This window comes from Streptomyces sp. NPDC001549 (assembly GCF_042894025.1).
Classification (GTDB): Bacteria; Actinomycetota; Actinomycetes; order Streptomycetales; family Streptomycetaceae; genus Streptomyces; species Streptomyces kutzneri.
Genome location: NZ_JBIAVJ010000021.1, coordinates 74,666 through 99,940 on the forward strand (window position 1 = coordinate 74,666; position 25,275 = coordinate 99,940).

The window sequence follows — 25,275 nt, forward strand, 5'->3', positions numbered from 1 at the left end:
GCCCCCCCCCCCGCCGCCCCCCGCGCCCCGCCGCGCGGGGCGCGCCGCGCCCCCCCCCCCCCCGCCCCCCCCGGGGCCGCGGGCCCCCCCCCCCCCCCCCCCCCCCACGACCGGGACGGCGACGTCTAGGCCATCTCTTTCGACCTAGTCCCTGTCGTTCAGCTGCGCGAGCAGGCGCTCCGCGGACGGCAGGAGCCAGTCCGGCACGGCGTCCTCGGGCAGCGCCCGGGCCTCGTCGATCAGCGCGGTGACGCGCGCGGCACCCGCGTCCGCGTCGCCCCGCTCCTGCTCGGTCCAGGCCGCGTTGTTCAGGCACTGGAACCGGTCCCGCAGATGGTCGGGGCCGAGCTCGGCGTAGACCCGGGAGGCCCGGTCCCACAGCTCGATCTCCTCCAGGCGCAGCCCGTCGACCTCCGCGGGGCTCAGCCGGGCCGCCGGCTCCGCCCCGGCATCGGCCAGGTCCTGGTCCCCGTCGTCCTTGTCGTTCTCCTCGTCCTCGTCGGCGGCCTCGTAGGACTGCTCGTTCGTGTTGACGTGCCGGTCGAGCACCTGCGCCAGCTGGTGCCAGGTCTGGGCGAGTTCGGACCGCAGCTCAGGGGCTGCGGGCTCTGCCGCCAGGGCCGCTTCCAGCACCTCGGCGGCCTCCTCCATCCGCTTCCGGGCCGCCGACACCGCGGTGGCGGTGACCTCCTCACGCAGCCCCAGCCAGGCCAGGGAGCGCAGGATCCGTACCTCGGCGACCGGGACCTCGCCGGTCAGCCGGTGCAGCTCCAGGGCCCGCTCGTACGCGGCGGCCGCCTCCACGGCCAGTCCCGCGTCGCTCAGGGTGTCCGCGGCCGAATGCGCGAGGCCCGCCTGCGGACGCGGATCCTCCCAGCCCTTGGTGACCTCCGCCGCCAGCAGGTACTGCTCCGCCGCCGGCCGGGGCTCGTTCAGCCGGCGCAGCAGATCGCCCAGGAACTCCCGTACGGACACCGCCTGCTGGTCGCCGTGCTCCAGCAGGTCCGCCAGCGCCGACTGCAGGACCTCCGCCGCCTCGGCGCTCCGGCCGTCTCCCGCGTAGGCCCGGGCCAGCAGCAGCCGGGCATGCGCACCGCCGTCGGCTGTGAGCCCGGCCTGGTCGAACCAATGGGCTGCGGCCAGCGCGTGCTCCGCGCTCTCCACGGCCGCGTCACCCCGCTGCAGCAGGATGTCCGCGAGGGTCAGCCGTACGACGCCCTGCGTCTCGGCATCGGTCACCTCGGCGGCGTGCTCCAGCGCGGAGCGTGCCGCGGCCTCCGCCTCCTCGGGCCGCTCCAGCGTCATCAGCACCCCGGCCCGCAGCACCAGCGGGTCCACGGCCTGCCACGGCCGGCCCGCCAGGGCAGCCCGCGCGCCGGACGCCGCGAGCAGCGGCACGGCCCGTTCCGGGTCGCCCTGCGTCAGGGCCACCCGGCCTAGCATCTCCTCGGCTTCCGCCACCAGGTCCGCCAGGGTGCCCTCATGCGCGGCGACGAAGTCGGTCAGCGCGGCGGCCAGCTCCCCGTGGTGATCGTGGTGGTCGCCCGCATCGGGCGTCTCCACCGAGCGCAGGTACGACTCCATCCGGATCGCCGACAGTTCCACGAGCGCGATACGCCGGGCCCGCAGGGGTTCGGCGGTGTCCAGCGCCTCGGCGGACCGCAGGGCGACGCGCAGCAGTGCCCGGACCTCCGTCGGCGCGGCTCCGGACTGTGCTGCCACACCGGCCAGCCGCAGCTCGGCGAGGGCCGCGCGCTCGGCGACGCCGAGCGCCCGGTAGCCGTCCCGGACCGCGCTCAGCAGCTCCGGCGCCTCCTCGGCCCCGCGCCGCCCGGCGGCCAGGGCCTGCTGGTCCGCGAGGTCGGTGCGGACCAGCGGATCGGCCTCCGGCAGCGCGTCCAGTCGTACCGCCACCTCGGCCCACAGCGCGTCCGTGCCCGGATGGCCCAGGTCCCGGGCACGGCGGGCCCGCTCCACCAGCTCGGTGAAGGCGGCGGCCGTCAGGGCCGGCCCGGGCCCGGGGGAAGCGGGAAGGGGGGCCGAGGCGGTCTGCGGCAGCGCCGCGCTGCGCACCCCCAGCGGCAGCTCGGCCAGCAGCGGCTCCCGGCCCACCTGTGCGAGGAACCGGTCCGAGAACCGGGTCGTGCCGTTGCGCGCGTCGAACTGCCGCGCGATGTCCAGGCAGCCGGCGTACAGCACCTCGTACAGCTCGTCGACGGTCCGAGGCCTTCCTTCGTAGGACACGGCCGGGGTCCGCCCGTGCCCCAGCTCCCGCAGGCGGCGCAGCAGCACGAGGATGGCGCCGTGGAAGGCCAGCCGGTCGTCGAGGTTGGCGAGCGGAGCCACATGGGCGGCGTGTTCGGCCAGGATCTCCAGGCCGCGCGGTTCGTTGCCGGTGAGCGCGCAGAACTCGATGTGCTTGCCGACCGAGGGCAGCAGGCTCTCGTTGCCGCGGGCCATGCGGTAGCCGCGCAGGTGGTGGGAGCGCGCCTCGTCGGCCCGGCCGAGCCGCAGCAGCGGCAGCAGCGAGGTGGCGAGAAGCCGGTGGGGCTCCTCGGCGCAGGTCAGATCACCGTCGAGGACCGGCTTCCACAGCTCTAGGGCCTCGGTGTCGTCGCCGTGCAGGACCGCGTACTGACCCTGCCCGTTGAGTTCGCAGGCCCGGCAGTCGCTCATGTCGTCGCGCTCGGCGGCCAGCCAGCGCCGGAAGGCCCGCTCGGCGCGCTCGTCCTCGCCGATCGCGTCGGCGAGCCACAGCTCGGCCTCACGAACGGGCCGCTCGCTGTAGCCGGCGATCCGGTAGCGGCGTTCCATCTCGTCCAGCCAGCCGGTGGCCGACTCCAGCGGAATCCCGGGAGAGTCGGAGATGGCCGTAGCCACCCACTTGAACTGCCAGAACAGCGAATGCGCGTCCCAGTGGGAGAAGGCGCCCGGGTCCTTGTCGTACTCCTGGAGCAGCCGGGCGAAGGGGACCAGCATCCTGGACGACTCGGAGCTGTAGAGGTAGGCGTTGATCAGGTTGTCCAGGGCTTCGCGGAACAGGGCCCGGTCACCGCTCGTCTCCGCCGCGCCGGCCAGGGCCTCGGCGTGCGCGTTGCGCACGGCGCCGTTCGGCGATTCGCGGTTCTCCGCCAGACCCCGCACGATCTCCTCGCGCGTCAGCGTCGTCACTTCCGGTCCTCCTGGGCGTCGCGGGAATCGGTGGAGTGGGTCGCCCATTCCAGGAGTCCGAGGAAGGCCCGGTTGAGCAGGGTGGAGTCGGCGGGGCGCAGCGGCCGCTGGGACATCAGCAGGGCCTGTCCGTAGAGCGATTCGACGGCGGTACCGGTCAGTGCCTCGTCGGGAAGCGTGGCGATCCGGCGGACGAGCGGGTTGTTGTGGTTGAGGACCAGCCGGGCGCGCGGTGCGGAGCCGCGCAGCGCGCCGAGGATGCCGCTCCACAGGGAGTCGGCGCTCTCCAGCGCGGCGGTGCGGTCGCGCTCCTGGCGGGCCTGCCGGTCGTCGAGGTACAGCGCGGGCACGGCGACGGGCTGGAAGGCGCGCAGCACCACGTCGCAGCCCTGGGCTTCCAGCCGGGTGCGCGCGGTGGCCAGGAAGGGGGCGAGCGCCAGTTCGGCGGCGGTCGGCACCGGGTCCAGCCGCTCGGTGACGGCCCCGGCGTCGAGTTCGGTGACCTTGAGCTCCGGCCGTACGGCGGGCAGCAGGGCCAGCAGGTCCGCGTCGTAGGTGTAGCCGGCGTTGATGACGCCGAGCCCGTGGGCCGCGGCGATCGGTGCGATCTGCCGGAACTCCTCGACGGTGCGGGTGAAGTGGATGTCCGTGTGGGCGGCCGCGAACTCCTGGAGGCTCATCGAGCCGTCGCTGGTCTCGAACGGCAGCCACGGCAGCATCAGCCCGAGCAGCTCGGAGTCGTGCCGAGCCATGGACTTCACGCCGAGGTGGTGGACCTGCAGGAAGGCGGCCAGGCGGTCCGGATCGCTCGCCGCGAGCTCGGCGAGCCAGCCGCGGACACGGGCGCCGAGGGCGTCCCGTACGGCGGCGAGGGTCTCGTCGTCGTACAGGTTCTCGCGGGAGGCGGTGGGGCGCAGGGTGTCCGTGTCGAGGACGGCGCGGACGAAGAACGCCCAGTCGGGCAGCAGGTTGTCGGCCCGGTCGGTCAGCAGCATGCCTTTGAGGTGGACACGGTGTCCGGCCCGGTGGGCGGGGCTGGTCGGTTCGGGAAGGATGTACGCCACTCCGCGTACGCCGGCGACCGGCAGGTCGAGGTCGATGCTGTCGAGCGGGGTGAACCCGAAGAGCTGTGCGCAGTGCCCGGCGAGCGCGACGCGACGGGCGGCCGGGGTGGGGAAGGGGCGGTCCCACACGGCGGGCCGGTCGGTGACGGGGCGCGGCTCGCCGCCCTCGCCGTCGTCGAAGGTGATGTCGTACGGCAGCAGGGAGCCGTAGTCGCGGGCCAGTTCCTCGACCTTGGCCGGGACGGCCCATTCCGTGGCGCCCGGGCGGGCTTCCAGTACGACGGTGGTGCCGGGCTCCGGCCGTGCCTCGTGGGGCAGTTCGCGGACGGTGTACGAACCGTCGTCCGTGGCCAGCCATTCGACGGGTGCGGCCTGGGGGTCGCGGGCGGAGCGGGTGACGACCCGGATCTGACGGGCCACGACGAAGCACGCGAGCAGGCCGATGCCGAACTGGCCGAGGAACTCCTGGCGGGTCGCCTCCAGGCCCTGCTCGTTGAGATCGGCGCCTTCGCCACCGCGTTTGGAGCTACGGCCGATGGTGGCGAGCAGGGAGTGGGCCTCGGCGGCGGTCAGGCCGATGCCGCTGTCCTCGATGGTCACACGGCCGCCGGACGCCGAGAGCCGGATGCGGACCTCCGCCGCCGGGTCGAGGGCGTGGCGCGCGGTGATCGCGTCCACCGCGTTCTGCAGGAGCTCGCGGACGTAGACGCGCGGGCTGGAGTAGAGGTGGTGGGAGAGGAGGTCCACCAGGCCGCGCAGATCGACCTGGAAGCTGTGGGGCGTCGACGGGGGCGTGGACGGGGATGTGGACGTGGACGTCATAGGGCGTCACCTCGCGTGCATACGGGGATGGTTCGGTGATCGCGAGGTCCCCCCCTCACAGATCCCGGAGTGGTTCACACATTAGGGGGATGGTCGGACAATCTCTGCGTGAATTCCGGTGTCCTGAATGCCGGGCTCGGACGCCCGGCCCGGAACTACTGGAAGCGCAGGAACTGCGGCGGTACGGCGTCCACCAGCCACACCCCGTTGGCGCTGATCCGGAAGACGTGCCCGGCCGCTCGCATCGCCCCGGCGTCCACGCTGAGCACGACGGGCCGGCCGCGGCGCGCGCCGACCCGGGTGGCGGTCTCCCGGTCGGGGGACAGGTGCACATGGTGGCGGGCCATCGGGCGCAGGCCCTCGGCGCGGATCGGCTCCAAGGCGGCGGCGACGGTGCCGTGGTAGAGGTACGCGGGCGGTTCGGCCTCCGGCAGGTCCAGGTCCACGGCGACGGTGTGTCCCTGGCTGGCCCGGATCCGGGTGCCGTCGACGGCGAACCGCTGCTTGTCGTTGGCGGCGACGACGTGGTCGAGCTCGGCCCGGCTGAAGTGGAAGCCGTGCGCGGCGGCCGCGCGCAGCAGGTCGTCGATCTCCACCCAGCCGTGGGGATCGAGCACCAGTCCGATCCGTTCCGGCTCGTGTCGCAGGTGTTTCGAGACGTACTTCGACACCTTCACGGTGCGTCTTTCATCCATGGATCCAGCGTGCCCGGTCGGGCGGCCTCGCGGCACGGATTTTCCGGGGGCGGCCGGTGGTGACAGGTGGTGGACGCCCCCTATCGCTCTTCCAAGATGCGGAATATATTTTCCATTGCCACTTCTGTTCAGAGGGAGAAACCATGACAGCCCAACCCTCACTGTCACGCCGCGCCGCTGCTGAGCTGGTCGGTACCGCCGGCCTGCTCGTGGTCGTGATCGGCTCCGGGCTCAAGGCCGCCGAGCTCAGCCGCGACACCGGCGTCGCCCTCATCGCCAATTCGTTCGCCTCGGCCATCGGCCTCGGGCTGATCATCACGATCTTCGGGCCGCTGTCCGGCGCCCACCTCAACCCGGTGGTCACCCTCACCTCCTGGTGGTCCCGGCGGACCGGCGGCGAGGGCCTGGGCGGCCGCGAGGCGCTCGTCTACACCGTGGCCCAGAGCGCCGGAGCCATCGGCGGCGCTCTCATCGCGGAAGTCATGTTCGGCCGGACCCCGGGCACCTTCGCCACCCAGGTGCGCGACGGCGGTCACCTGCTCATCGGCGAGGTGGTCGCCACCGCCGGTCTCGTCCTCCTGATCCAGGGCCTCGGCCGGATCGGGCGCTCCGGGCTCGTCCCGGCGGCGGTCGCCGCGTACATCGCCGCCGCGATCTGGTTCACCTCCTCCGGTTCCTTCGCCAATCCGGCGGGCACCATCGGGCGCAGCTTCAGTGACTCCTTCACCGGCATAGCCCCCCAGTCGCTGCCCGGGTTCGTCGGCGCCCAGCTGGTCGGCGGGATCCTCGGCCTGGCCCTGTCCGTCCTCCTGTACGGGACCGGGACCGGGACCAGGTACAGGTCCAGGTCCAGGTCCCGGTTCGGCCGGAGCGCGAAGCCGGCGCCGGTGGACGGAGCGAGCCCCGCCAAGGCGGCGTACGAGACCGTCGGGTGAGACGGCGGCTCAGTTGCCCACAGGGAAAGGGGACTTGTCCACAGCCGTTTGGGCGGGTTTTGGCGGCAAACGCGTGATCCGCCCTGTGGAACCTGTGGACCGGATCCGACCGGAAGTGACCGGGCCCTCCGACGCGACCAGCCGCCCGGGCGTCACCGCTCGCCGCGGCGCGCCAGATCGTTCATCGTCCGGGCCTGGAGCTCCCGCTCCGTCGCGGCCCGGACGAACTCCGCCACATGGTCGGCACCCACCAGATCCTGCACCGCCCGTACCGTTCCGGTCGGCAGCGCCACCGGCGAGGGCCCCGTCGGCCCCGGTGCGCCGGCCGACCCCAGGTGCCGCTGAAGGTGCCGGGTCGCGAAGAGCCGCATCGCCCGCGCCAGCTCCGCGTCCACGGTCTGCTGGGCCAGCGGCCGCAGCCGCCGCACCATCGTCGCCGCCTCCGCCGCATCCGCGTCCGTGGGCGGCACCTGCCCGAGGTAGCGCGCGAAGACGTGCTCGGTGGTGAACTCCAGGAACCGCGAGGCGATGTGCTCCACCTGTCCCCGCAGTTCCCGCAGGTGCCCGGTGATCGCCGGCAGCGGCACCCCGGCCGCGTACAGCTCGGCGGCCACCGCCAGCTCCTGCGGGGAGGGCACGAGGAACTGGTCCGGGCGCCCCGGGATCCGCTCCAGCACCCCGAGCTCGCACGCCTCGTCCACGGCGTCGTCGTCCGGGCGGCCGCCGAACCGCTCGTTCAGCTCCTCCCGGCTGATCCGGGCCGCCTCCTCGTCGGTCCACGGCCCGTGTACCTCGGCGACCAGCCCGAGTACGCCGCCCAGACCACGCCCCGCGTCCCAGGCCTCCAGCAGTTCCTTGATGGAGGCCAGGGTGTAGCCGCGGTCCAGCAGATCCGCGATCTGGCGCAGCCGCGCCAGATGCGTGTCCCGGTAGACGTTGGAACGGCCCCGCCGCTCCGGTTTCGGCAGCAGGCCACGGTCCTGGTACGCCCGGATCGTGCGCACCGTCGCCCCGCTGTGGTGTGCCAGATCCTCGATCCGGTACTCGGCTACTGCCTGATCGGACAATCCCGGCTCCCTACGACATCGCGGCTCGGCCGACCGCGCCCGCCGCGGCCCGGGCGGCAGGTGAAGCCGCAAGGTACTCGACCGCCCTGCGCAGCGAGCCCTCCTGCGAGGGATGGTACGACCGCCGGAAGTAGCGGGGTATGGCCATGCCGAGCTCTCTCCACGGAGGCAGCAGGCCCTTGGCCACCGCGCGGTTGTGCGCGCCGAGCGAGTAGCGCAGCCGGCCGCCCAGCTCCGGGTCGTTGCGTATGAGGTACGAGGCTCCCCACACCCACAGCCACGCCAGCACGGGCGCGACCACGACCATCCCCTCGACGCGGCGCGCGTAGCGGGGCAGACCGGCTCCCCCGCAGTGCTGGTACATGTCGAAGGCGACGGAGCGGTGCTCCACCTCCTCCGCCCCGTGCCAGCGCAGCAGGTCCAGCATGATCTCGTCCGCCCCGGCCCGGTCGAGCCCGTCGGCCCGCAGCACCCAGTCCCCGAGGACGGCCGTGAACTGCTCGATCGCGGCGACCACGGCCAGCCGGAAGCGCAGCCACTCCCGCGCCGTGACCGGCACCCCGAACGGCGGGGCCTCTCCGAGCAGTTTCTCGAAGAGGAAGTCCACGTGCCGCGTGTACGCCTCCGTCGGCAGCCGCTGCTCGGCGAGGTGGTCCAGGGCGTAGGAGTGCTGCACGCTGTGCGTGGCCTCCTGGCCCATGAAGCCCTTGACGTCACTGCGCAGCTCGGGGTCGGTGACTAGGGGCAGGCCCTCCTTGAGGACCCTGACGAACCACCGCTCCCCGGCGGGCAGCAGCAGGTGCAGCACGTTGATGACGTGGGTGGCGGTGGGCTCGTCCGGTATCCAGTGCAGGGGGGTGGTCTTCCATTCGAAGGCCACCCGGCGCGGACCGATCGGGTGCCGGCCGATCGGGTCCGCGGACCCGCTCACAGCTTTGGCTCCAGCCTCGCGATGCGGCGCAGGGCGCGCGGGGCGAAGCGGGACATCCACAGGGCGCCCTTGGACTCCGGAGTCACGGGCACGACGGCCTCGTTGCGCACCACCGCCCGCAGGATCGCGTCGGCGACCTTCTCCGGCGGGAAGTTGCGCAGACCGTACAGCCGCGAGGAGCGCTCCTGGCGGCGCTTCTCCTCTGCTTCGTCCACCCCGGCGAAGCGCGAGGTGGCGGTGATGTTGGTGTTGACGATGCCCGGGCAGATCGCGGAGACGCCGATCGACTTGGAGGCCAGTTCTGCGCGCAGGCACTCCGACAGCATCAGCACCGCGGCCTTCGAGGTGCTGTAGGCGGGCAGGGTCCTGGACGGCAGGTAGGCGGCGGCGGAGGCGGTGTTGACGATGTGCCCGCCCTGGCCGCGCTCGGCCATCTGCTTCCCGAAGATCCGGCAGCCGTGTATGACGCCCCACAGATTGACGTCCAGGACCTTCTTCCAGTCCTCGGCGGTGGTGTCGAGGAAGGCGCCGGACAGGCCGATCCCGGCGTTGTTGACCAGGACGTCGACGATTCCGTACTCGGCGGCGACCTTCGCCGCGAGCTTCTCCATCGCCTGCTCGTCGCTGACGTCCACGCACTCGGCCCAGGCCTGGGCGGCGCCGACGAGCCGTGCCATGTCGGCCGTGCGCGCCGCGCCTTCCGCGTCGCGGTCGACGGCGACCACCCGGGCCCCGGCCTCGGCGAAGGCGAAGGCGGTCGCCCGGCCGATGCCGCTGGCCGCGCCGGTCACCAGGACCAGCTGGCCCGCGAAGCGGTCGGCGTACCTGCCCGGGGCCTTCTGCTCCGGTGCCCGCGTCGCGGGCTCTTCCCGGTCGGTGACGAACTCGGTGATCCAGGCGGCCAGCTGGTCGGGCCGGGTCCGGGGCACCCAGTGCTTGGCGGGCAGGGTCCGCCGCAGCAGATCCGGGGCCCACCGCTCCAGACCGTCGTAGAGCCGCTCGGACAGGAAGGCGTCCCCGGTCGGGGTGATCAGCTGCACCGGTGTGTGGGCGTACGCATCGGGGCGCGGCCGGCGCAGCCGCGGCCGCACGTTGTCGCGGTAGAGCCAGGCCCCGTGTGCCGCGTCCGAAGGCAGTGAGGCCGTCGGATAGGAGCCGGCCGGCACCTTCTCGATGCGCTGGAGCATCGCGGGCCACCGCTTGCCGAGCGGCCCGCGCCAGGCGAGCTCCGGCAGCACGGGGGTGTGCAGCATGTAGACGTACCAGGACTTGGCGCCCTGTCCGAGGAGCTGCGCCGCCGCCCGCGGGGTGGGCCGCGTCATCCGCTTCTTGATCCAGTGCCCGAAGTGGTCGAGGGAGGGCCCCGACATCGAGGTGAAGGAGGCGATCCTGCCCTCGGTGCGGGCGACCGTGGCGAACTCCCAGCCCTGTACGGAGCCCCAGTCGTGTCCGACCAGGTGCACGGGCCGGTCCGGGCTGACCGCGTCCGCCACCGCCAGGAAGTCGTCGGTCAGCTTTTCCAGCGTGAAGCCGCCGCGCAGCGGCTGCGGCGCGGTGGAGCGCCCGTGGCCGCGCACGTCGTAGAGCACCACGTGGAAGCGCGCCGCGAGCCGCTCGGCGACCTCCGACCAGACCTCCTTGCTGTCCGGGTAGCCGTGCACCAGCACCACCGTCGGCCGGCCTGTCTCACCGAGCTCGACGACGCACAGCTCGATCCCACCGGTGCTCACCCGGCGCTCGCGCGCACCCGCCAGACCCACCGCTCCCGCTCCACCCATGTCGCTCATGCTGCCTTCTCCTCGGCCCAGCGCCGCACGTGCGGCAGATCGTCGTCCAGCCAGAACGCGCTCTCCTCGGGGTCCCGGGAGTCGGTGACGACCAGGATCTCCTCGAACTTCGCGCCGGTACCCCGGAATCCGAGGTGTGGTTCCACCGCCCACAGGCCGGGCTGCGGCGGATGGTCGGAGAAGTGGTACGGGCTCCACAGCGGGGACCAGCCCTCACGGTGGCCGTGCAGGGCATCACTCGCCAGCCCCTTGAGGGACTGGGTGCCGAAGCCGAAGGCGGTCGGCGACCAGCGCCGCTCCTTGACCCGGTCGATCTTGTGCGCGATCACGCCGAAGGGATAGGCCCGGTGCCGGTTGGCGTACCCCTGCCGGGTCATCAGCCGTTCGACGTTCTCGTAGATCTCGCGCAGGGAGCGGCCCTCGCGCACCTGCTCCAGGATCAGCACGCGGTGCGCCTGGAGATCGGACAAGAGCCGGTCCTGCACCGGGTTGAGCCCGAGGCTGCCCGAGTAGCCGATGTCCGCCGAGTACCCCTTGTAGACCGGCGCCATGTCGAGGATGAACGGCATCCCCGGCTCCAGCTTCCGGTTGGTCGGGAAGAACTGCAGGGGGATCCTGAAGTTCGCGAAGGCGGTGCGGTCCCCGAACCAGGCGAAGGGCAGGTGGAACCAGTCCCGTACGCCGCGCTCCCGCAGCCACTCGCGCTGCATCCGCGCGGCCTCGCGCTCGGTCACCCCGGGCCGCAGCTGGGCCGCGACGGCCTCGGCGCACTCGTACGAGAGGCGCTGCACCTCTCTGAAGCCGCCCAGGTCGGCGGAGCGTCGTCCGGAGAGTCGCGCGGTGCGTTGCTTGGTGTCCCCAGCCATGTCAGCCCGTCCATCCGTGTAGCCGTACGCGCCCGTAAGTTGACACTGATGAATGTGACAATGACCGGAGATCACGTCAAGGGTCGTGCACGGACCTGTGGACAAAGTTGTCGGGTCCACATCAGCCTCCCGTACGGGCATGTACGCCTGAAGGCTGAGACGGGATCCAGCTCCAGGTCTGACGTTTCACGGGAGCTGCGCCACTAACGTCGAACCCGTGACTGTCATCGCGACCGAAAGCCTGAGCAAGCGGTACCCCCGAGTGACCGCCCTCGACCGGCTCTCCCTGGACATCGGGCCTGGTGTGACCGGCCTCGTTGGTGCCAATGGAGCCGGCAAGTCCACGCTGATCAAGATCCTGCTGGGACTGTCCCCCGCCACCGAGGGCAGCGCCGCCGTGCTCGGCCTCGACGTCCACACGCATGGCAGCGCCATCCGTGAACGCGTCGGCTACATGCCCGAGCACGACTGCCTGCCACCCGACGTCTCGGCCACCGAGTTCGTCGTCCACATGGCGCGCATGTCCGGGCTGCCGCCGACCGCGGCCCGCGAGCGCACCGCCGACACCCTGCGCCACGTCGGACTGTACGAGGAGCGCTACCGTCCCATCGGCGGCTACTCCACCGGCATGAAGCAGCGCGTCAAGCTCGCCCAGGCCCTCGTCCACGACCCCCAGCTGGTTCTCCTCGACGAGCCGACCAACGGCCTGGACCCGGTCGGCCGCGACGAGATGCTCGGCCTGATCCGCCGGATCTACACCGACTTCGGCATCTCCGTCCTGGTCACCTCCCACCTCCTCGGCGAGCTGGAGCGGACCTGCGACCACGTGGTCGTCGTCGACGGCGGCAAGCTGCTGCGCTCCAGCTCCACCAGCGACTTCACCCAGATCACCACGACCCTCGCGGTCGAGGTCACCGACTCCGACACGCACCCGGACGGCACCGCCGCCCTGCGCAAGGCGCTCACCGAGGCCGGCGTCACCCTGCACGTCGGAGAGGAGCAGGGCCTGCCCGGAGCCGGCCACATCCTCCTCGTCGAGGCCACCGGCGAGCAGACGTACGACACCGTCCGCGACACCGTCGCCGACCTGGGCATCGGCCTGGTCCGCATGGAGCAGCGCCGTCACCACATCGCGGAGGTCTTCCGCGACAACGACCAGCCCTCGCCCACCGTCCAGCAGAAGGGAGCCGGTTCCGATGGCGCCTGACACCTCGACCCAGATCCACAACATCGGCTACCGGTCCTACGACGGACCCCGGCTCGGCCGTGCCTACGCCCGCAAGTCGCTGTTCTCGCAGTCCCTGCGCGGTGCCTACGGACTCGGCCGCTCGGCCAAGTCCAAGGTCCTCCCGATGATCCTCTTCGCGGTGATGTGCGTACCCGCGCTGATCATCGTCGCGGTCGCCATCGCGGTGCCCGGCTCCACCGACCTGCCGATCAAGTACACGACGTACGCCCTGACCACGCAGGTGATCATCGGCCTCTTCCTCGCGTCCCAGGCGCCGCAGTCGGTCTCGCGGGACCTGCGCTTCAAGACGGTGCCGCTCTACTTCTCGCGGCCCATCGAACGGGTCGACTACGTCGTGGCCAAGTACGCCGCCATGGCCTCGGCCCTCTTCATCCTCACGGCGACCCCGCTGCTGATCATGTGGATCGGCTCGCTCCTCGCGAAGTTCGACTTCGCCGACCAGACCAAGGGATTCGGGCAAGGACTCGTGTCGGTTCTGCTGCTCTCGCTGCTCTTCGCGGGCCTCGGCCTGGTCATGGCCGCGCTCACCCCGCGCCGCGGGTTCGGCGTCGCCGCGATCATCGCGGTGCTCCTGATCCCGTTCGGCGCGGTGACCGCGGTCCAGGGGATCGCTTCCAGTACCGGGAACACCGGGGCCATCGAGTGGATGGGCCTGTTCTCCCCGATCACTCTCATCGACGGCGTACAGACCGCGTTCCTGGGCGCGACCTCCGCCTTCCCCGGCGGCGAGGGTCCCTCGGCCGGCGTCGGCGTCGTCTACCTGCTCGTCGCCCTCGGCCTCATCGCCGGCTCCTACGCCGCCCTGATGGCCCGCTACCGGAAGGCCGGGCTGTGACCACCATCGACATCGACCACACCTCCCGCTGGTTCGGGAACGTCGTCGCCGTCAACGACGTGACCATGAGCATCGGCCCCGGCGTCACCGGGCTGCTGGGTCCCAACGGCGCCGGTAAGTCCACCCTCATCAACATGATGGGCGGCTTCCTCGCCCCCTCCACGGGCACCGTCACGCTCGACGGCGCACCGATCTGGCAGAACGAGCAGGTCTACAAGCAGGTCGGCGTCGTGCCCGAGCGCGAGGCCATGTACGACTTCCTCACGGGACGGGAGTTCGTCGTCGCCAACGCCGAACTCCACGGCCTCGACGACGCGGCCGCCCAGCGGGCGCTCGCCACCGTCGAGATGGAGTACGCCCAGGACCGCAAGATCTCCACGTACTCCAAGGGCATGCGCCAGCGCGTGAAGATGGCCTCGGCCCTCGTCCACGAGCCGTCCGTACTGCTCCTCGACGAGCCGTTCAACGGCATGGACCCGCGCCAGCGCATGCAGCTCATGGACCTGCTGCGGCGCATGGGCGACGAGGGACGCACCGTCCTGTTCTCCTCCCACATTCTGGAGGAGGTCGAGCAGCTCGCCTCGCACATCGAGGTGGTCGTGGCCGGCCGGCACGCCGCCTCCGGCGACTTCCGCAAGATCCGCCGCCTGATGACGGACCGCCCGCACCGCTACCTCATCCGCTCCTCCGACGACCGGGCTCTCGCCGCGGCCTTGATCGCCGACCCCTCCACCGCCGGCATCGAGGTCGACCTCAAGGAGGGCGCGCTGCGCATCCAGGCCGTCGACTTCGGCCGCTTCACCGAGCTGCTGCCCCGCGTGGCCCGGGAACACGGCATCCGGCTGCTGACGGTCTCGCCCTCGGACGAGTCCCTCGAGTCGGTCTTCTCCTACCTCGTCGCGGCCTGAAAGGAGCTGGCACCCATGTACGAACCCACCGTTGCCCGGCTCACCTACCGGGCCCTGCTCGGCCGGCGCCGCGCGCTGATCCTCTTCGCGCTGCCCGCCCTGCTGATCGTCATCGCCCTCGTCGTCCGTGCCTTCGTCGGCGTGGACGACAAGGTCGCGGCCGACCTCCTCGGGGGCTTCGCCCTCGCCACCATGGTCCCGTTGATCGGTGTCATCGCCGGCACCGGAGCCATCGGGCCCGAGATCGACGACGGCTCCATCGTCTACCTGCTCGCCAAGCCGGTGAAGCGTCCGACGATCATCATGACCAAGCTGACCGTGGCGATCGCCGTCACGATGGTCTTCTCGGCGATCCCCACCCTGATCGCCGGATTCATCCTCAACGGCAACGGCCAGCAGATCGCCGTCGCGTACACGATCGCCGCCCTCGTGGCCTCGATCGCCTACAGCGCGCTGTTCCTGCTGCTCGGCACCGTCAGCCGGCACGCGGTCGTCTTCGGTCTGGTCTACGCCCTGATCTGGGAGTCGCTCTTCGGCAGTCTGGTCTCCGGAGCCAAGACTCTCAGCGTCCAGCAGTGGGCCCTGTCCGTCGCCGAGAAGGTCGCCGGGAACGGGTACGTCGACGCCACCGTCGGTCTTCCCACCGCCGTGATCCTGCTCTGCGCGGTCACCGTCGGCGCCACCGTCTACGCGGGCCAGAAGCTCCGCCGCCTCACCCTGGCGGGCGAGGAGTAAGTCCTGCCGCACCACATGCGAACCTGTGCCCCGCCCGGCCCACCGGCCAGGCGGGGCACAGGTTTGCGCGGCATCATCGGTGCATGGTCGCGCACACCGAGCCGGAGCCGTCCAGGCCACTGCGGTCCTGGATACGCTCCTCGCCCGGAACGCACATCTGGCTGCTGATCATCGCGGTCACCAGCATCATCGTCGCGATCGCACCCGACCAGGTCGACAGGGTCCTGCTCCACCGCAACAGCAGCAACATCAACCAGCTCGTCAAATACCCCGTCCGGGCACTCGTCAGCAGTGCCTTCTGGATCGCGAACCCGGCCTCTCTGGCCCTCTACGCCGTGCTCTTCGAGCTGTTCCACGCCCCCGTCGAACGCTGGCTCGGCACCCTGCGCTGGCTCCTGATCGTCGCGACCGCCCACGTCGTCGCCACCCTGGTCAGCCAGAAGATCCTTCTGACGGCCATCCAGGACCACCGGGCCCCGCACAGCATGACCCACGTCGTCGACATCGGTGTCAGCTACGGGCTCGCGGCCTCCATCGGCGTCCTCACCTACCGGCTCCCAGGCCCGTGGAGATGGCTCTACCTGGCCGGAGTGCTCGCCTTCTTCGGGGTGCCCCTGGTCACCGGCGGCACCTTCACGGACCTCGGCCATGCCATCGCGCTCTCCGTCGGCCTGCTCGCCTGGCCGCTCACCCGCAACGTTGTTTCACGTGAAACATGACGAGGATCTAGCCGGCCTCGGCCTCCGGCTCCGCTTTGGCGATGCCGTGCTCCCAGGCCCAGGCGGCGATTCCCACCCGGTTGCGGGCCCCCAGCTTGGCCTGGACGTTCGCGATGTGGGTCTTGGCCGTCCCCGCGGTGATGAACAGTTCCGCGCCGATCTCGGCGTTGGTGAGCCCCCGCGCCACCAGGCGCACGATGTCCACCTCCCGCTCCGTCAGCGGATGCGCCACGGGCCGGGCGACCGGACCCGCCTGCGTCAGCCGACTCAGCAGCCGCACCGTGATCTGCGGACTGATCAGTGTGTCCCCCGCCATCGCCGCCCGCACCCCCTCGATGAGCAGCGCCGGCCCGGACCGCTTCAGCAGAAAGCCGCAGGCGCCGTTGCGCAGCGCGGTGTGCACGTACTCGTCCAGGTCGAAGGTGGTCACCACCACCACCCGCGTCTGCGGCGCCAGCAGCCGGGTCACCTCCAGCCCGTCGAGCCGCGGCATCCGGATGTCCGCCAGCACCACATCGGGCCGCAGTTCCCGGGCCAGCGCCACCGCGCTCTCCCCGTCCGCGGCCTCCCCCACCACGGTCATGTCCGGCTGTGAATCGAGGATCAGCCGGAAACCGCTGCGAATGTCCTCTTGGTCGTCGGCTATCAGGATGCGTGTGGTCACGCCGCCATGATCACCCGAGGGTGTGCTCCTGTGCCGGGAAGACGGCGCAAACCCGCCACCCGCCGTCGGCGCTCGCGCCGGCCCGCAGCGTCCCGCCCGCCGCCTCCACCCTGCCGCGCAGACCGGCCAGCCCGGTTCCGCTCCGCCGCCGCAGCCCCAGTCCCCTCAGTCCGCCCGCGCCACGGGCCGGCGCGGAGTTGGCCACGCTCAGCTCGATCCCCTCCGCCGCCCGGTGCAGGCGCACCCGTACGACCGCCGCCCCGGGCGCGTGCCGGCGTACGTTCGTCAAGGCCTCCACGGCCACCCGGTAGGCAGTGGTGTCCGCCTCCCGTGACAACTCGCGGACCGCCGCCGGATCGGCCTCCAGCACCCCGCCCTCGAACCGCTCCACCAGCTCCGGCAGCTCCGAGGTCCCCGGGACCGAGGCGGACCGCGCACCGGCCGCCTCCCGCAGCGCGTGCACCGTCCGGTCCATCGAGGCGAGCGCGCCGAGCCCCGCCGCCTCGATCCGCTCCAGCGCGCGGACCGCCTGCTCGGGGTCCTTGTCCGCCACGAACCTGGCTGCCTGGGCCTGCACCACGATGGCACTCACGTCGTGCGCCACGAAGTCGTGCAGATCCCGGGCCAGTTCCAGCTGCTGGTCGCGCCGGCCGTCCCGGACGGCCTGGCGCATCCGGCTCGCCTGTCGGCGCAGATATCCCCCGGCCGCCAGGGCCCCGAGCGCGGGCACCGCCCAGAACGCCGCCGCCCCGCAGGCCTCCAGCCACGACGCCGTCCCCCACATCAGCGGTACCGGCCACACCGCGACGGCCGTCACGCCCAGCGAGGCCGCGACGGACCCCGAACGCACCGGGGACCAGCGGGCCACCAGGGCCAGCAGCGGCAGCAGCAGACCCACCCAGATCAGCAACCACGCCGGGGGAGCACCCAGGAACACCGCGAGGAGGCCGACGGCGCCGGCAAGGGCAAGTAACGGGGCATACGCGGCACGAAGGTTGACGGTCATGACCCGACCCTACGAGCGCACCCCGGAGACCGGCCATCTGCCGATCGGCAGAGCAGCGCCGACGTCATGGGACCCACCGGCCTGCTGATCGGCGGATGGTTCCGAAGACCTCGCCCGACCAGGATCGAGTCATCAACCAGCGCCCCCTGCAAAGGACTTGGCAGATGACCTCCAACACCGTCGTTCGCGCCTCGCAGACCGTGCCCGGAGTCTCCCCGCGGCTTCGCCGGCTCGCCCGGCTCACCTCGCTGACCGTGCTTCCCAGCTGCCTGTGGCGGCTCGCGATCGCGGTCGGCATTCCCATGGGCTGGGGCCCGGGCAGCGATCTGCACCACTCGTACTACCCGGGTACCGGGTCCCTGGTCCTCATCTTCGTCTGCGTCCTGCAGGAGTGCCTGGGCCTGCTGAGCCTCGGTATGGTCCAGCGCTGGGGCGAGGAGCTGCCCGGCTGGATCCCCGTACTGGGCGGACGCCGGATCCACCCCCTGGTGGCGGTGGTTCCCGCGACGCTGGGCGCGATCGCGCTCACCGGCATCACGGTCCTGGGCGCCTGGATCTGGAGCGAGACCAACGCCGCCAATCCCGATGCCCCCACCGGGCTCGCCCTGCAGATCTTCGACCTGACCTACGCGCCGCTGTTGCTCTGGGGTCCACTGCTGGGCATCCTCACCGTCGCCTACTGGCGCCGCCGCCGGGTCCACGGCTGATGCACGGAAATTCGCTGGTAAGGGACCTGCGCCCGGTGCAGAGTGAGTCGTGCGGGGAGCAACAAAAGGTCCGGGTCAGCCACTTCGAGCGCGCCTTGCGGCGCGGGCTGTCCCGGACCTCTCCTCCGTCGTGCGTGCTACGCGGCGCCCAGCAGACGCTCCAGCACCACCGCGATGCCGTCCTCCTCGTTGGAGGTCGTCACCTCGTCGGCCACGGCCTTGAGCTCGGCATGGGCATTGGCCATCGCCACCCCGTGCGCGGCCCAGCCGAACATCGGAATGTCGTTGGGCATGTCACCAAAGGCGATCGTCTGCGCCGCCTTCACTCCCAGCCGGCGCGCGGCCAGCGACAGGCCCGTGGCCTTGGTCAGCCCCAGCGGCAGGATCTCGACTATGCCGGGACCCGCCATGACGATGTCGACCAGGCTGCCCACGGTCTCCCGGGCCACCTTGACGAGCGCGTCGTCGTCCAGCTCGGGATGCTGGATGTAGAGCTTGTTCAGCGGAGCCGTCCAGAGCGCCTTGGTGTCGTCCAGGTATATGGCCGGCAGGCCTTCCTGCGCCTGGTACCCGGGCCCGAACAGGACCTCGCCGTCCACCCCGTCCCGGCTGGCCGCCAGGGCCAGCGGACCGATCTCGGCCTCCAGCTTCGACAGCGCCAGACCGGCCAGCTGCCGGTCCAGCGTCACCGAGGTCAGCAGCCGGTGCGCACCCGCGTCGTAGACCTGCGCGCCCTGCCCGCAGACGGCGATCCCCTTGTAGCCGAGATCGTCCAGTACGTGCCGGGTCCAGGGCACGGCCCGGCCGGTGACGATGATGTGCGCCGCGCCCGCCGCGGTGGCCGCGACGAGCGCTTCACGAGTGCGTTCCGAGACGGTGTCGTCGCCACGCAGCAGCGTGCCGTCGAGATCGGTCGCGACGAGCTTGTACGGGAACGGGGCCGGGCTCACTTGGTGATCGGCTCCAGGACCTCGCGGCCGCCGAGGTAGGGACGGAGCACCGGGGGCACCCGTACCGAACCATCGGCCTGCTGGTGGTTCTCGAGGATCGCGACGATCGTGCGCGGTACGGCGCACAGCGTGCCGTTCAGCGTGGACAGCGGCTGGGTCTTCTTGCCGTCGCGGTAGCGGATCGACAGGCGGCGGGCCTGGAAGCTGTCGCAGTTCGAGGCGGAGGTCAGCTCGCGGTACTTGCCCTGGGTGGGGATCCACGCCTCGCAGTCGAACTTGCGCGAGGCGGAGGAGCCCAGGTCACCGGTGGCGACGTCGATCACCTGGAACGGCAGCTCCAGGCTGGTCAGCCACTGCTTCTCCCATTCCAGGAGCCGCTGGTGCTCGGCCTCGGCGTCCTCCGGCGCGACGTACGAGAACATCTCGACCTTGTCGAACTGGTGGACGCGGAAGATGCCGCGGGTGTCCTTGCCGTACGTACCGGCCTCGCGGCGGAAGCACGGGGAGAAGCCGGCGTACCGCAGCGGCAGCTTCTCGGCGTCGATGATCTCGTCCATGTGGTACGCGGCGAGGGGGACCTCGGAGGTGCCGACCAGGTAGAAGTCGTCCTTCTCCAGGTGGTACACGTTCTCGGCGGCCTGGCCGAGGAAGCCGGTGCCCTCCATGGCGCGCGGGCGGACCAGCGCCGGGGTCAGCATCGGGATGAAGCCGGCCTCGGTGGCCTGGGCGATGGCCGCGTTGACCAGCGCCAGCTCCAGCAGGGCTCCCACACCGGTCAGGTAGTAGAAGCGCGAGCCGGAGACCTTGGCGCCGCGCTCGACGTCGATGGCGCCCAGCAGCTCGCCGAGCTCCAGGTGGTCCTTGGGCTCGAAGCCCTCGGTGGCGAAGTCCCGGATGGTGCCGTGCGTCTCCAGGACGGTGAAGTCCTCTTCGCCGCCGACCGGGACGTCCTCGTGGACGATGTTGCCGAGCTGGAGGAGAAGCTGCTTGGCGGCTTCGTCGGCCTCGTTCTGCTCGGCCTCGGCGGCCTTGACGTCCTGCTTGAGCTGTTCGGCCTTCTTCAGCAGCTCGGAGCGCTCCTCGGGAGAGGCCTTGGGGATGAGCTTGCCGAGGGACTTCTGCTCATTACGCAGTTCATCGAAGCGCATGCCGGAGGACCTGCGGCGCTCGTCGGCGGAGAGCAGCGCATCGACGAGTTCGACGTCCTCTCCACGGGCGCGCTGCGAGGCGCGGACACGGTCAGGGTCTTCACGGAGCAGCCGGAGGTCAATCACCCCTCCAGGCTACCGGGCTGGGCTTCCTGGGATCACACCGATATCACGCTGCGTGTCGCTATGTCCCAATTGCAACGAATGGATAAGTCTTGACGGCTGACCGGAAGTGGCCCTTCTCGGAGCGTCAATAAAAGCGGTCCCATTCCCCGAAAAGGGGCAGAATGCCGACGGCGCGGCGAGCGCTGAGCAGGGCCGGAGGGGCTTCTTGTCCACAGGAATTGCCGGGGCCCGGATCTTATCCACAGGCTGTGTGCCGTCTCTGTGGACACAGGAATAGATCATTCCTGATCGGTGGATGGCCGGGATGAATCAGGGTTCAAACCACCCTCACACACTCATTCGGGTGGGAATGACTCGCCCCAAAGAGTTGATCGGCGATGCGGGGGTGACACCGTTCACCTCCCGCTCCCCAGAGCGAAACCTGAACCGTCCGGGCGATTTGTCGACCTTGTCGTGCCGTTCTGTCGACTTGTCCCCAGGCCCTCGTCTCCGCCTGTGGATAACTCTGTGGACAGTGGACGACGTCCTACGCCCGCCCGTCGAGGCAACGCCCCAGCCAGTCGGAGGCGGCCGTGAAGTCACCGTCGGAGGTCCCGGGCCGGGGAGCCCGGACATCACTCTGAGCGACACCGGCCCGCGGGTAGGAGCCGAGGAAGCGGACCTGGGGGCAGGTCCGCTTGAGGCCCATGAGCGCCTCGCTGACCCGCCGGTCGGAGATGTGGCCCTCGGCGTCGACGGCGAAGCAGTAATTGCCGATGCCCTGTCCGGTCGGACGGGACTGGATCAGCATCAGGTTCACCCCGCGGACCGCGAACTCCTGAAGGAGCTCCAGCAGCGCACCGGGGTGGTCGTCGCCGAGCCACAGCACGACGGAGGTCTTGTCCGCGCCGGTCGGCGCGGCCGGCCGGGCGGGGCGTCCCACCAGCACGAACCGGGTCTCGGCGTTCTCCGCGTCGTGGATCTCGGTCACCAGCGGGACGAGTCCGTAGGTGGCGGCGGCGAACTCGCCCGCGAAGGCGGCGTCGAAGCGGCCCTCCTGGACCAGCCTGGCACCGTCGGCGTTCGAGGCGGCCGACTCCCACACCGCGTCGGGCAGGTTCGCCCGCAGCCAGTTGCGCACCTGCGGCTGGGCGACCGGGTGCCCGGTGACGGTCTTGACGTCCGACAGGGCGGTCCCGGGCCGCACGAGCAGCGCGAAGGTGATGGGCAGCAGCACCTCGCGGTAGATCATCAGCGGTTCGCCCGAGGCCAGCTCGTCGAGGGTGGCGGTGACCCCGCCCTCCACCGAGTTCTCGATCGGGACGAGGGCAGCGGCCGCCTCGCCGTTGCGTACGGCGTCCAGGGCGGCCGGGACCGACACCATCGGGACGAGTTCGCGGGTCGCGGCTTCCGGCAGGGTGCGAAGGGCGGCCTCGGTGAAGGTGCCCTCGGGACCGAGATACGTGAAGCGGGTGGCTGACATGCGATCAGCCTAATGCCGGGGTGCCGCCCGCCGGGTTGCTGTTCACCCTTCGAGCAGCCGCTGCCCCACGTACTCGCCGCTGCGGGGGCCGGGCGGAACCGCGTACAGCCCGCTCGACTCGTGCCGGATGAACGCCGACAGCGCGTCGCCGCGGTCGAGCTTGCGCTGTACGGGTACGAATCCGCGCAGCGGATCGGCCTGCCAGCAGACGAAGAGGAGCCCCGCGTCGGGAGCGCCGTCCGGGCCGATCCCGTCGTGGAAGGAGAAGGGCCGCCGCAGCATGGCGGCCCCGCCGTTCTGCTCGGGGGCGGAGATCCGGGCGTGGGCGTTGGACGGGATGACGGGCTTCCCGTCGGCGCCGAGCTTGTCGAGCGCCATCTCGGTGGTCTCGCCGCCGCCGGTCAAGGGGGCGCCGGTGGCCTTCGTACGGCCGATGACCTGCTCCTGCTGGGCGGGGGACTGCTTGTCCCAGTCGTCGAGGAGCATGCGGATGCGCCGGACGACGGCGTACGAGCCCCCGGCCATCCAGGCGTGCTCGGCGGGCCCGGGGCCCGCGCCGGGAACGAAGATGCGCTTGTCGAAATCGGGCTCCGAGGGCTTCGGGTTGCCGGTGCCGTCGACCTGGCCCATCAGGTTGCGGGCGGTCATCGGGGTGCCGGTGGCGCCGGGAGACCGGTTGAAGCCGTTCATCTGCCAGCGGACGCGGGCGGCCTCCCCGGCATCCTTCTGCAGGGCACGCAGGGCATGGAAGGCGACGAGGCCGTCGTCGGCGCCGATCTGGACCCACAGGTCGCCGTTGCTGCGCTGGGCGTCCAGCCGGTCCGAGGAGAAGTCCGGCAGCGGGTCGAGGGCGGTGGGGCGGCGGGCGGTGAGGCCGGTGCGCTCGAAGAAGGAGTGGCCGAAGCCGAAGGTGACGGTGAGGGAGGACGGACCGGCGTCCAGGGCGATTCCGCTGTCGGAGGTCGAGGCCGGCTCGCCCGCCATCAGCCGCCGGGCGGTGTCGGACCAGCGCCGCAGCAGCGCGGCGGCCTCCGTACGGCCCGCCCCGGCGGTGAGGTCGAAGGCGACGAGGTGCCCCTTGGCCTGCAGCGGGGTGGTGATGCCGGCCTGGTGGTCTCCGTGGAAGGCCACCTGGGTGGCGCCCAGGGAGGCCAGACTGCCGGCCGCGCCGGGGGCCGAGCCGCTACCGGAGCCCTCCAGTGCGGAGTGCGCCAGGGCGCCGCCTGCGGCTCCGAGGGCGATCCCGACGGCGCCTGCGGCGCCGACGGTACCCAGCAGCCTGCGCCGGGAGATCTCGATGTCGGGGTTGCTCTCGGTCACGCTGGTCAGCCGATCTTCACGGTCTTCTGGACGGTGGTCTGGTCGATGTCGGAGGTGCGGACGGTCACGTCGATGCGCCATTCACCGGCGAGCGGCAGCTGGACACCCGATGCGGTCCAGTGTCCGGGGGCCGCCTGCTCGGGGACGAGCGGCAGGGGGCCGATGTCCTTGGCGGGAAGGGTGAAGGCGACCTTGATCTCGGGGAGGTCGAAGGGGGTGCCGTCGGCGGAGTCGGACCAGAGGTGCAGGGTGTTCGCGCCGACCCGCCCCGGGTCGAGTTCGAGCCGGACGGAGCCCTTGCCGTTCGGACCGCCGGTGTCGAAGGGCAGGGTGATCTTGACGGCCCGGTCGGGGACGGCGGTGGCGGTGGAGCCGCGGCCCGTCTCCTGCTCCACGGTCCGCCCGGGTTCGGTGCTGGTGAGCACGGTGGTGACGGCGAGCAGGATCACGGCGATGGCTGCCTCGGCGAGGACGGAGCGGCGCAGGCCGGCGCGGTCCGGGTCGGCGTCCCGCAGCCGCTTCTCAAGCGCGCTCTCACGTGCGGCACGCTGCCGGGCGAGCTGGGCGGCGCGCTCCGGGTCCGCGGGGACGGGCGGGGGCTCTGTTTCACGTGAAATACCGGAGCCTTCCGAGCCGGTGCCGGGGGCCGTTTCACGTGAAACATCGTCCGCGGTCTGTCCGGCGGCGACCACGGCGGCGACGGCGGTTGTGGCGGCCGCGTCGTCCGCCGGGGCATCGGCGAGCCGCGCGGTCCACTTGCGGGACACGAAGGCGATGCCGAGGAGGACGGCGACCAGGCCGATCTTCAGGAGCAGCAGCTGCCCGTAGTCCGTGCCGGTGAGGGCGGACCAGCTGCCGAGCTGGCGCCAGGACTGGTAGACGCCGGTGACGGCGAGCACCAGGACACTGACGAAGGCGACCCGGGAGAAGCTCCGGACGGCGGCGCGCTCGATCCCGGGGACCTTGTGGAGGGCGACGAGCAGCGCGGCGAGACCGCCGAGCCACGTCGCGACGGCCATCAGGTGCAGGATGTCGGCCGGCATGGCGATACCGGGCTGGATCCCGGTGGAGGCGTGCTCCGAGAGGGCCCAGGTGGCGGCGATACCGCCGGACACGACGGCGCCGCCGATGGCCAGCCCGAAGGTGAGATCGCCGGTGTCGTCCGGCCGCTCTGCGTCATCGGTCTCATCGGTCCCGTCGGCCTGGTCGGCCCCGGAGCTCTCCCCCTCGGCACGGTCGGCCTCATCGGGTCCGAGGCCCGCCACGCGGCGCGCGTAGACGCCGAAGAGGACTGCGACGAAGAGGGCGGCCGCGCCCAGCAGGAGCAGCCTGGAGACGAGCGAGGCCCCGGTCTTGGTCTCCAGGACGGCCCGCAGCCCGTCGAGATCGAACACATCGGAGAAGTTGCCGGACCCCGTGTACGGGGTCCGCAGCACCAGCATGGCCAGGGTGGCGGCGGTCAGGGTGACCCAGGCGCGCACGACGAGCTTCTGGAGCGGCCGTTCGGCGGCGCCCCTGCGCCAGCACAGCAGGATGAAGGCGGCGCCGCCCACGAGGACGGCGAACCCGGCGTAGGCGGCGTAGCGGGCGAGCCCGTACGCGATGCCGACGGGCCCGCCGCCCGCCCGCGCCGTGGGGAGGGTGACATCAGTGGCCGAGGGCGCGCCGATGGAGAACGTGAAGGCGCCGGAGATCGGGTGGCTGTCGGCCGAGACGGCCTGCCAGGCGACGGTGTAGGTGCCATCCGGCAGCCCGGTGTGCAGCGCGCTGCCGTAGCGGACGGTGTTCCCGCTGCACATGTCGCGCAGTTCACCGGTGTCCACGCGTTTGCCCTGGGGGTCGAGCACGCGGATGGAATCGTCGCCCATGGCGACCTGCTCGGAGAAGGAGAGCGTGACCTGGGCGGGCGCCGTGGCGACCACCGCCCCGTCCTTGGGGTCGCTCGCGGTGAGTGCGGCGTGCGCCGTGGCCGGTGAGGCCGCGGTGAACAGGGTTGCCAGCAGAGCTGCGAGGACCAGCGCGAGCCGCGGCAGGACTGCCGTGGCACGGGCGCGGGCCGTGGATGGGGCGGGGGCGGTGGCCGTCATGGCGTGTCAGCTCCTCGGTCC

Annotated in this window: 21 protein-coding genes; 7 read left to right on the forward strand and 14 right to left on the reverse strand. The window is 71.6% G+C overall.

Annotated features, from left to right (window positions below):
- Positions 1 to 144: 144 nt before the first annotated feature.
- The 3 genes from ACFY04_RS29380 to ACFY04_RS29390 all read right to left on the reverse strand — a co-directional run bounded on the left by ACFY04_RS29380 (position 145) and on the right by ACFY04_RS29390 (position 5,752).
- Positions 145 to 3,171 carry a tetratricopeptide repeat protein gene (locus tag ACFY04_RS29380; protein WP_389121233.1) on the reverse strand — a complete coding sequence of 1,009 codons (3,027 nt, stop codon included), beginning with the start codon at positions 3,169 to 3,171 and terminating at the stop codon, positions 145 to 147.
- Positions 3,168 to 5,057 carry an HSP90 family protein gene (locus tag ACFY04_RS29385; protein ID WP_389121234.1) on the reverse strand — a complete coding sequence of 630 codons (1,890 nt, stop codon included), beginning with the start codon at positions 5,055 to 5,057 and terminating at the stop codon, positions 3,168 to 3,170. The genes ACFY04_RS29380 and ACFY04_RS29385 overlap by 4 nt, the downstream gene beginning before the upstream one ends.
- Positions 5,058 to 5,212: 155 nt before the next feature.
- Entirely contained in the window at positions 5,213 to 5,752 is a 540-nt protein-coding gene (locus tag ACFY04_RS29390) for an RNA 2'-phosphotransferase (RefSeq protein ID WP_389121237.1), read from the reverse strand.
- 143 nt (positions 5,753 to 5,895) lie between these two features.
- Between ACFY04_RS29390 and ACFY04_RS29395 the strand changes: the two genes are divergently transcribed.
- On the forward strand, positions 5,896 to 6,687 hold the full coding sequence (locus tag ACFY04_RS29395; RefSeq protein ID WP_389121239.1) for an aquaporin: 792 nt from the start codon (positions 5,896 to 5,898) through the stop codon (positions 6,685 to 6,687).
- 152 nt (positions 6,688 to 6,839) lie between these two features.
- On the opposite strand, the gene ACFY04_RS29400 is transcribed toward ACFY04_RS29395, so the two are convergent.
- The 4 genes from ACFY04_RS29400 to ACFY04_RS29415 are packed head-to-tail and all read right to left on the reverse strand — an operon-like array spanning position 6,840 to position 11,338.
- Positions 6,840 to 7,754, reverse strand: coding sequence for a MerR family transcriptional regulator (locus ACFY04_RS29400; protein WP_389121242.1), 915 nt, complete (start codon positions 7,752 to 7,754; stop codon positions 6,840 to 6,842).
- A gap of 10 nt (positions 7,755 to 7,764) precedes the next feature.
- Positions 7,765 to 8,685, reverse strand: a complete 921-nt coding sequence (locus ACFY04_RS29405; RefSeq protein WP_389121244.1) for a metal-dependent hydrolase — start codon at positions 8,683 to 8,685, stop codon at positions 7,765 to 7,767.
- Positions 8,682 to 10,463 carry an SDR family oxidoreductase gene (locus ACFY04_RS29410; protein WP_389121443.1) on the reverse strand — a complete coding sequence of 594 codons (1,782 nt, stop codon included), beginning with the start codon at positions 10,461 to 10,463 and terminating at the stop codon, positions 8,682 to 8,684. The genes ACFY04_RS29405 and ACFY04_RS29410 overlap by 4 nt, the downstream gene beginning before the upstream one ends.
- Before the next feature lie 5 nt (positions 10,464 to 10,468).
- A complete protein-coding gene (locus ACFY04_RS29415; protein WP_389121247.1) occupies positions 10,469 to 11,338 on the reverse strand; it encodes a M24 family metallopeptidase in 870 nt (289 codons plus the stop codon).
- Between the two features lie 217 nt (positions 11,339 to 11,555).
- Here ACFY04_RS29415 and ACFY04_RS29420 point away from each other — a divergent pair, with 217 nt between their 5' ends.
- The 5 genes from ACFY04_RS29420 to ACFY04_RS29440 all read left to right on the forward strand — a co-directional run bounded on the left by ACFY04_RS29420 (position 11,556) and on the right by ACFY04_RS29440 (position 15,784).
- Complete coding sequence (locus ACFY04_RS29420; protein WP_351150528.1) at positions 11,556 to 12,545, forward strand: ABC transporter ATP-binding protein; 990 nt, start codon at positions 11,556 to 11,558, stop codon at positions 12,543 to 12,545.
- Entirely contained in the window at positions 12,535 to 13,422 is an 888-nt protein-coding gene (locus tag ACFY04_RS29425) for an ABC transporter permease (RefSeq protein WP_389121250.1), read from the forward strand. Before ACFY04_RS29420 ends, ACFY04_RS29425 begins: the two co-directional genes overlap by 11 nt.
- Positions 13,419 to 14,330, forward strand: coding sequence for an ABC transporter ATP-binding protein (locus tag ACFY04_RS29430; protein ID WP_389121251.1), 912 nt, complete (start codon positions 13,419 to 13,421; stop codon positions 14,328 to 14,330). The genes ACFY04_RS29425 and ACFY04_RS29430 overlap by 4 nt, the downstream gene beginning before the upstream one ends.
- 15 nt (positions 14,331 to 14,345) lie before the next feature.
- Complete coding sequence (locus tag ACFY04_RS29435; protein WP_301369137.1) at positions 14,346 to 15,065, forward strand: ABC transporter permease; 720 nt, start codon at positions 14,346 to 14,348, stop codon at positions 15,063 to 15,065.
- An 83-nt stretch (positions 15,066 to 15,148) separates the two neighbouring features.
- Positions 15,149 to 15,784, forward strand: a complete 636-nt coding sequence (locus ACFY04_RS29440; protein WP_389121253.1) for a rhomboid-like protein — start codon at positions 15,149 to 15,151, stop codon at positions 15,782 to 15,784.
- A gap of 7 nt (positions 15,785 to 15,791) precedes the next feature.
- On the opposite strand, the gene ACFY04_RS29445 is transcribed toward ACFY04_RS29440, so the two are convergent.
- Both ACFY04_RS29445 and ACFY04_RS29450 read right to left on the reverse strand, forming a co-directional pair.
- Complete coding sequence (locus ACFY04_RS29445; RefSeq protein ID WP_389121255.1) at positions 15,792 to 16,448, reverse strand: response regulator; 657 nt, start codon at positions 16,446 to 16,448, stop codon at positions 15,792 to 15,794.
- A 10-nt stretch (positions 16,449 to 16,458) separates the two neighbouring features.
- The gene (locus tag ACFY04_RS29450; protein WP_389121257.1) at positions 16,459 to 17,454 is read right to left on the reverse strand and encodes a sensor histidine kinase; all 996 of its coding nucleotides are present in this window, start codon (positions 17,452 to 17,454) and stop codon (positions 16,459 to 16,461) included.
- A 164-nt stretch (positions 17,455 to 17,618) separates the two neighbouring features.
- On the opposite strand from ACFY04_RS29450, the gene ACFY04_RS29455 reads away from it, so the two are divergent.
- Positions 17,619 to 18,161: a hypothetical protein gene (locus ACFY04_RS29455; protein ID WP_389121259.1), complete on the forward strand. Its 543-nt coding sequence runs from the start codon at positions 17,619 to 17,621 to the stop codon at positions 18,159 to 18,161.
- Positions 18,162 to 18,298: 137 nt separating this feature from the next.
- Here the strand turns inward: ACFY04_RS29455 and ACFY04_RS29460 are convergent, their stop codons facing one another.
- The 5 genes from ACFY04_RS29460 to ACFY04_RS29480 all read right to left on the reverse strand — a co-directional run bounded on the left by ACFY04_RS29460 (position 18,299) and on the right by ACFY04_RS29480 (position 25,254).
- Positions 18,299 to 19,111 (reverse strand): HAD family hydrolase, encoded by an 813-nt coding sequence (locus tag ACFY04_RS29460; RefSeq protein WP_314243285.1) that lies wholly within the window; start codon positions 19,109 to 19,111, stop codon positions 18,299 to 18,301.
- The gene (gene serS, locus ACFY04_RS29465) at positions 19,108 to 20,385 is read right to left on the reverse strand and encodes a serine--tRNA ligase (RefSeq protein ID WP_389121262.1); all 1,278 of its coding nucleotides are present in this window, start codon (positions 20,383 to 20,385) and stop codon (positions 19,108 to 19,110) included. Before serS ends, ACFY04_RS29460 begins: the two co-directional genes overlap by 4 nt.
- A 526-nt stretch (positions 20,386 to 20,911) precedes the next feature.
- On the reverse strand, positions 20,912 to 21,847 hold the full coding sequence (gene pheA / locus ACFY04_RS29470) for a prephenate dehydratase (protein ID WP_030713748.1): 936 nt from the start codon (positions 21,845 to 21,847) through the stop codon (positions 20,912 to 20,914).
- A gap of 42 nt (positions 21,848 to 21,889) precedes the next feature.
- Positions 21,890 to 23,248, reverse strand: a complete 1,359-nt coding sequence (efeB, locus tag ACFY04_RS29475) for an iron uptake transporter deferrochelatase/peroxidase subunit (RefSeq protein ID WP_389121264.1) — start codon at positions 23,246 to 23,248, stop codon at positions 21,890 to 21,892.
- Positions 23,173 to 25,254: a copper resistance CopC/CopD family protein gene (locus tag ACFY04_RS29480; RefSeq protein WP_389121266.1), complete on the reverse strand. Its 2,082-nt coding sequence runs from the start codon at positions 25,252 to 25,254 to the stop codon at positions 23,173 to 23,175. The genes efeB and ACFY04_RS29480 overlap by 76 nt, the downstream gene beginning before the upstream one ends.
- Positions 25,255 to 25,275: the final 21 nt, after the last annotated feature.

Bases quoted from the DNA above. Each gene is read 5' to 3' on its own strand.
- ACFY04_RS29385 (WP_389121234.1), bottom strand. From the start codon at position 5,057: ATGACGTCCACGTCCACATCCCCGTCCACGCCCCCGTCGACGCCCCAC.
- ACFY04_RS29390 (WP_389121237.1), bottom strand. From the start codon at position 5,752: ATGGATGAAAGACGCACCGTGAAGGTGTCGAAGTACGTCTCGAAACAC.
- ACFY04_RS29395 (WP_389121239.1), top strand. From the start codon at position 5,896: ATGACAGCCCAACCCTCACTGTCACGCCGCGCCGCTGCTGAGCTGGTC.
- ACFY04_RS29410 (WP_389121443.1), bottom strand. From the start codon at position 10,463: ATGGGTGGAGCGGGAGCGGTGGGTCTGGCGGGTGCGCGCGAGCGCCGG.
- ACFY04_RS29415 (WP_389121247.1), bottom strand. From the start codon at position 11,338: ATGGCTGGGGACACCAAGCAACGCACCGCGCGACTCTCCGGACGACGC.
- ACFY04_RS29425 (WP_389121250.1), top strand. From the start codon at position 12,535: ATGGCGCCTGACACCTCGACCCAGATCCACAACATCGGCTACCGGTCC.
- ACFY04_RS29435 (WP_301369137.1), top strand. From the start codon at position 14,346: ATGTACGAACCCACCGTTGCCCGGCTCACCTACCGGGCCCTGCTCGGC.
- ACFY04_RS29440 (WP_389121253.1), top strand. From the start codon at position 15,149: ATGGTCGCGCACACCGAGCCGGAGCCGTCCAGGCCACTGCGGTCCTGG.
- ACFY04_RS29450 (WP_389121257.1), bottom strand. From the start codon at position 17,454: ATGACCGTCAACCTTCGTGCCGCGTATGCCCCGTTACTTGCCCTTGCC.
- ACFY04_RS29455 (WP_389121259.1), top strand. From the start codon at position 17,619: ATGACCTCCAACACCGTCGTTCGCGCCTCGCAGACCGTGCCCGGAGTC.
- pheA (WP_030713748.1), bottom strand. From the start codon at position 21,847: ATGTCAGCCACCCGCTTCACGTATCTCGGTCCCGAGGGCACCTTCACC.
- efeB (WP_389121264.1), bottom strand. From the start codon at position 23,248: ATGGCGCATCGACGTGACCGTCCGCACCTCCGACATCGACCAGACCAC.
- ACFY04_RS29480 (WP_389121266.1), bottom strand. From the start codon at position 25,254: ATGACGGCCACCGCCCCCGCCCCATCCACGGCCCGCGCCCGTGCCACG.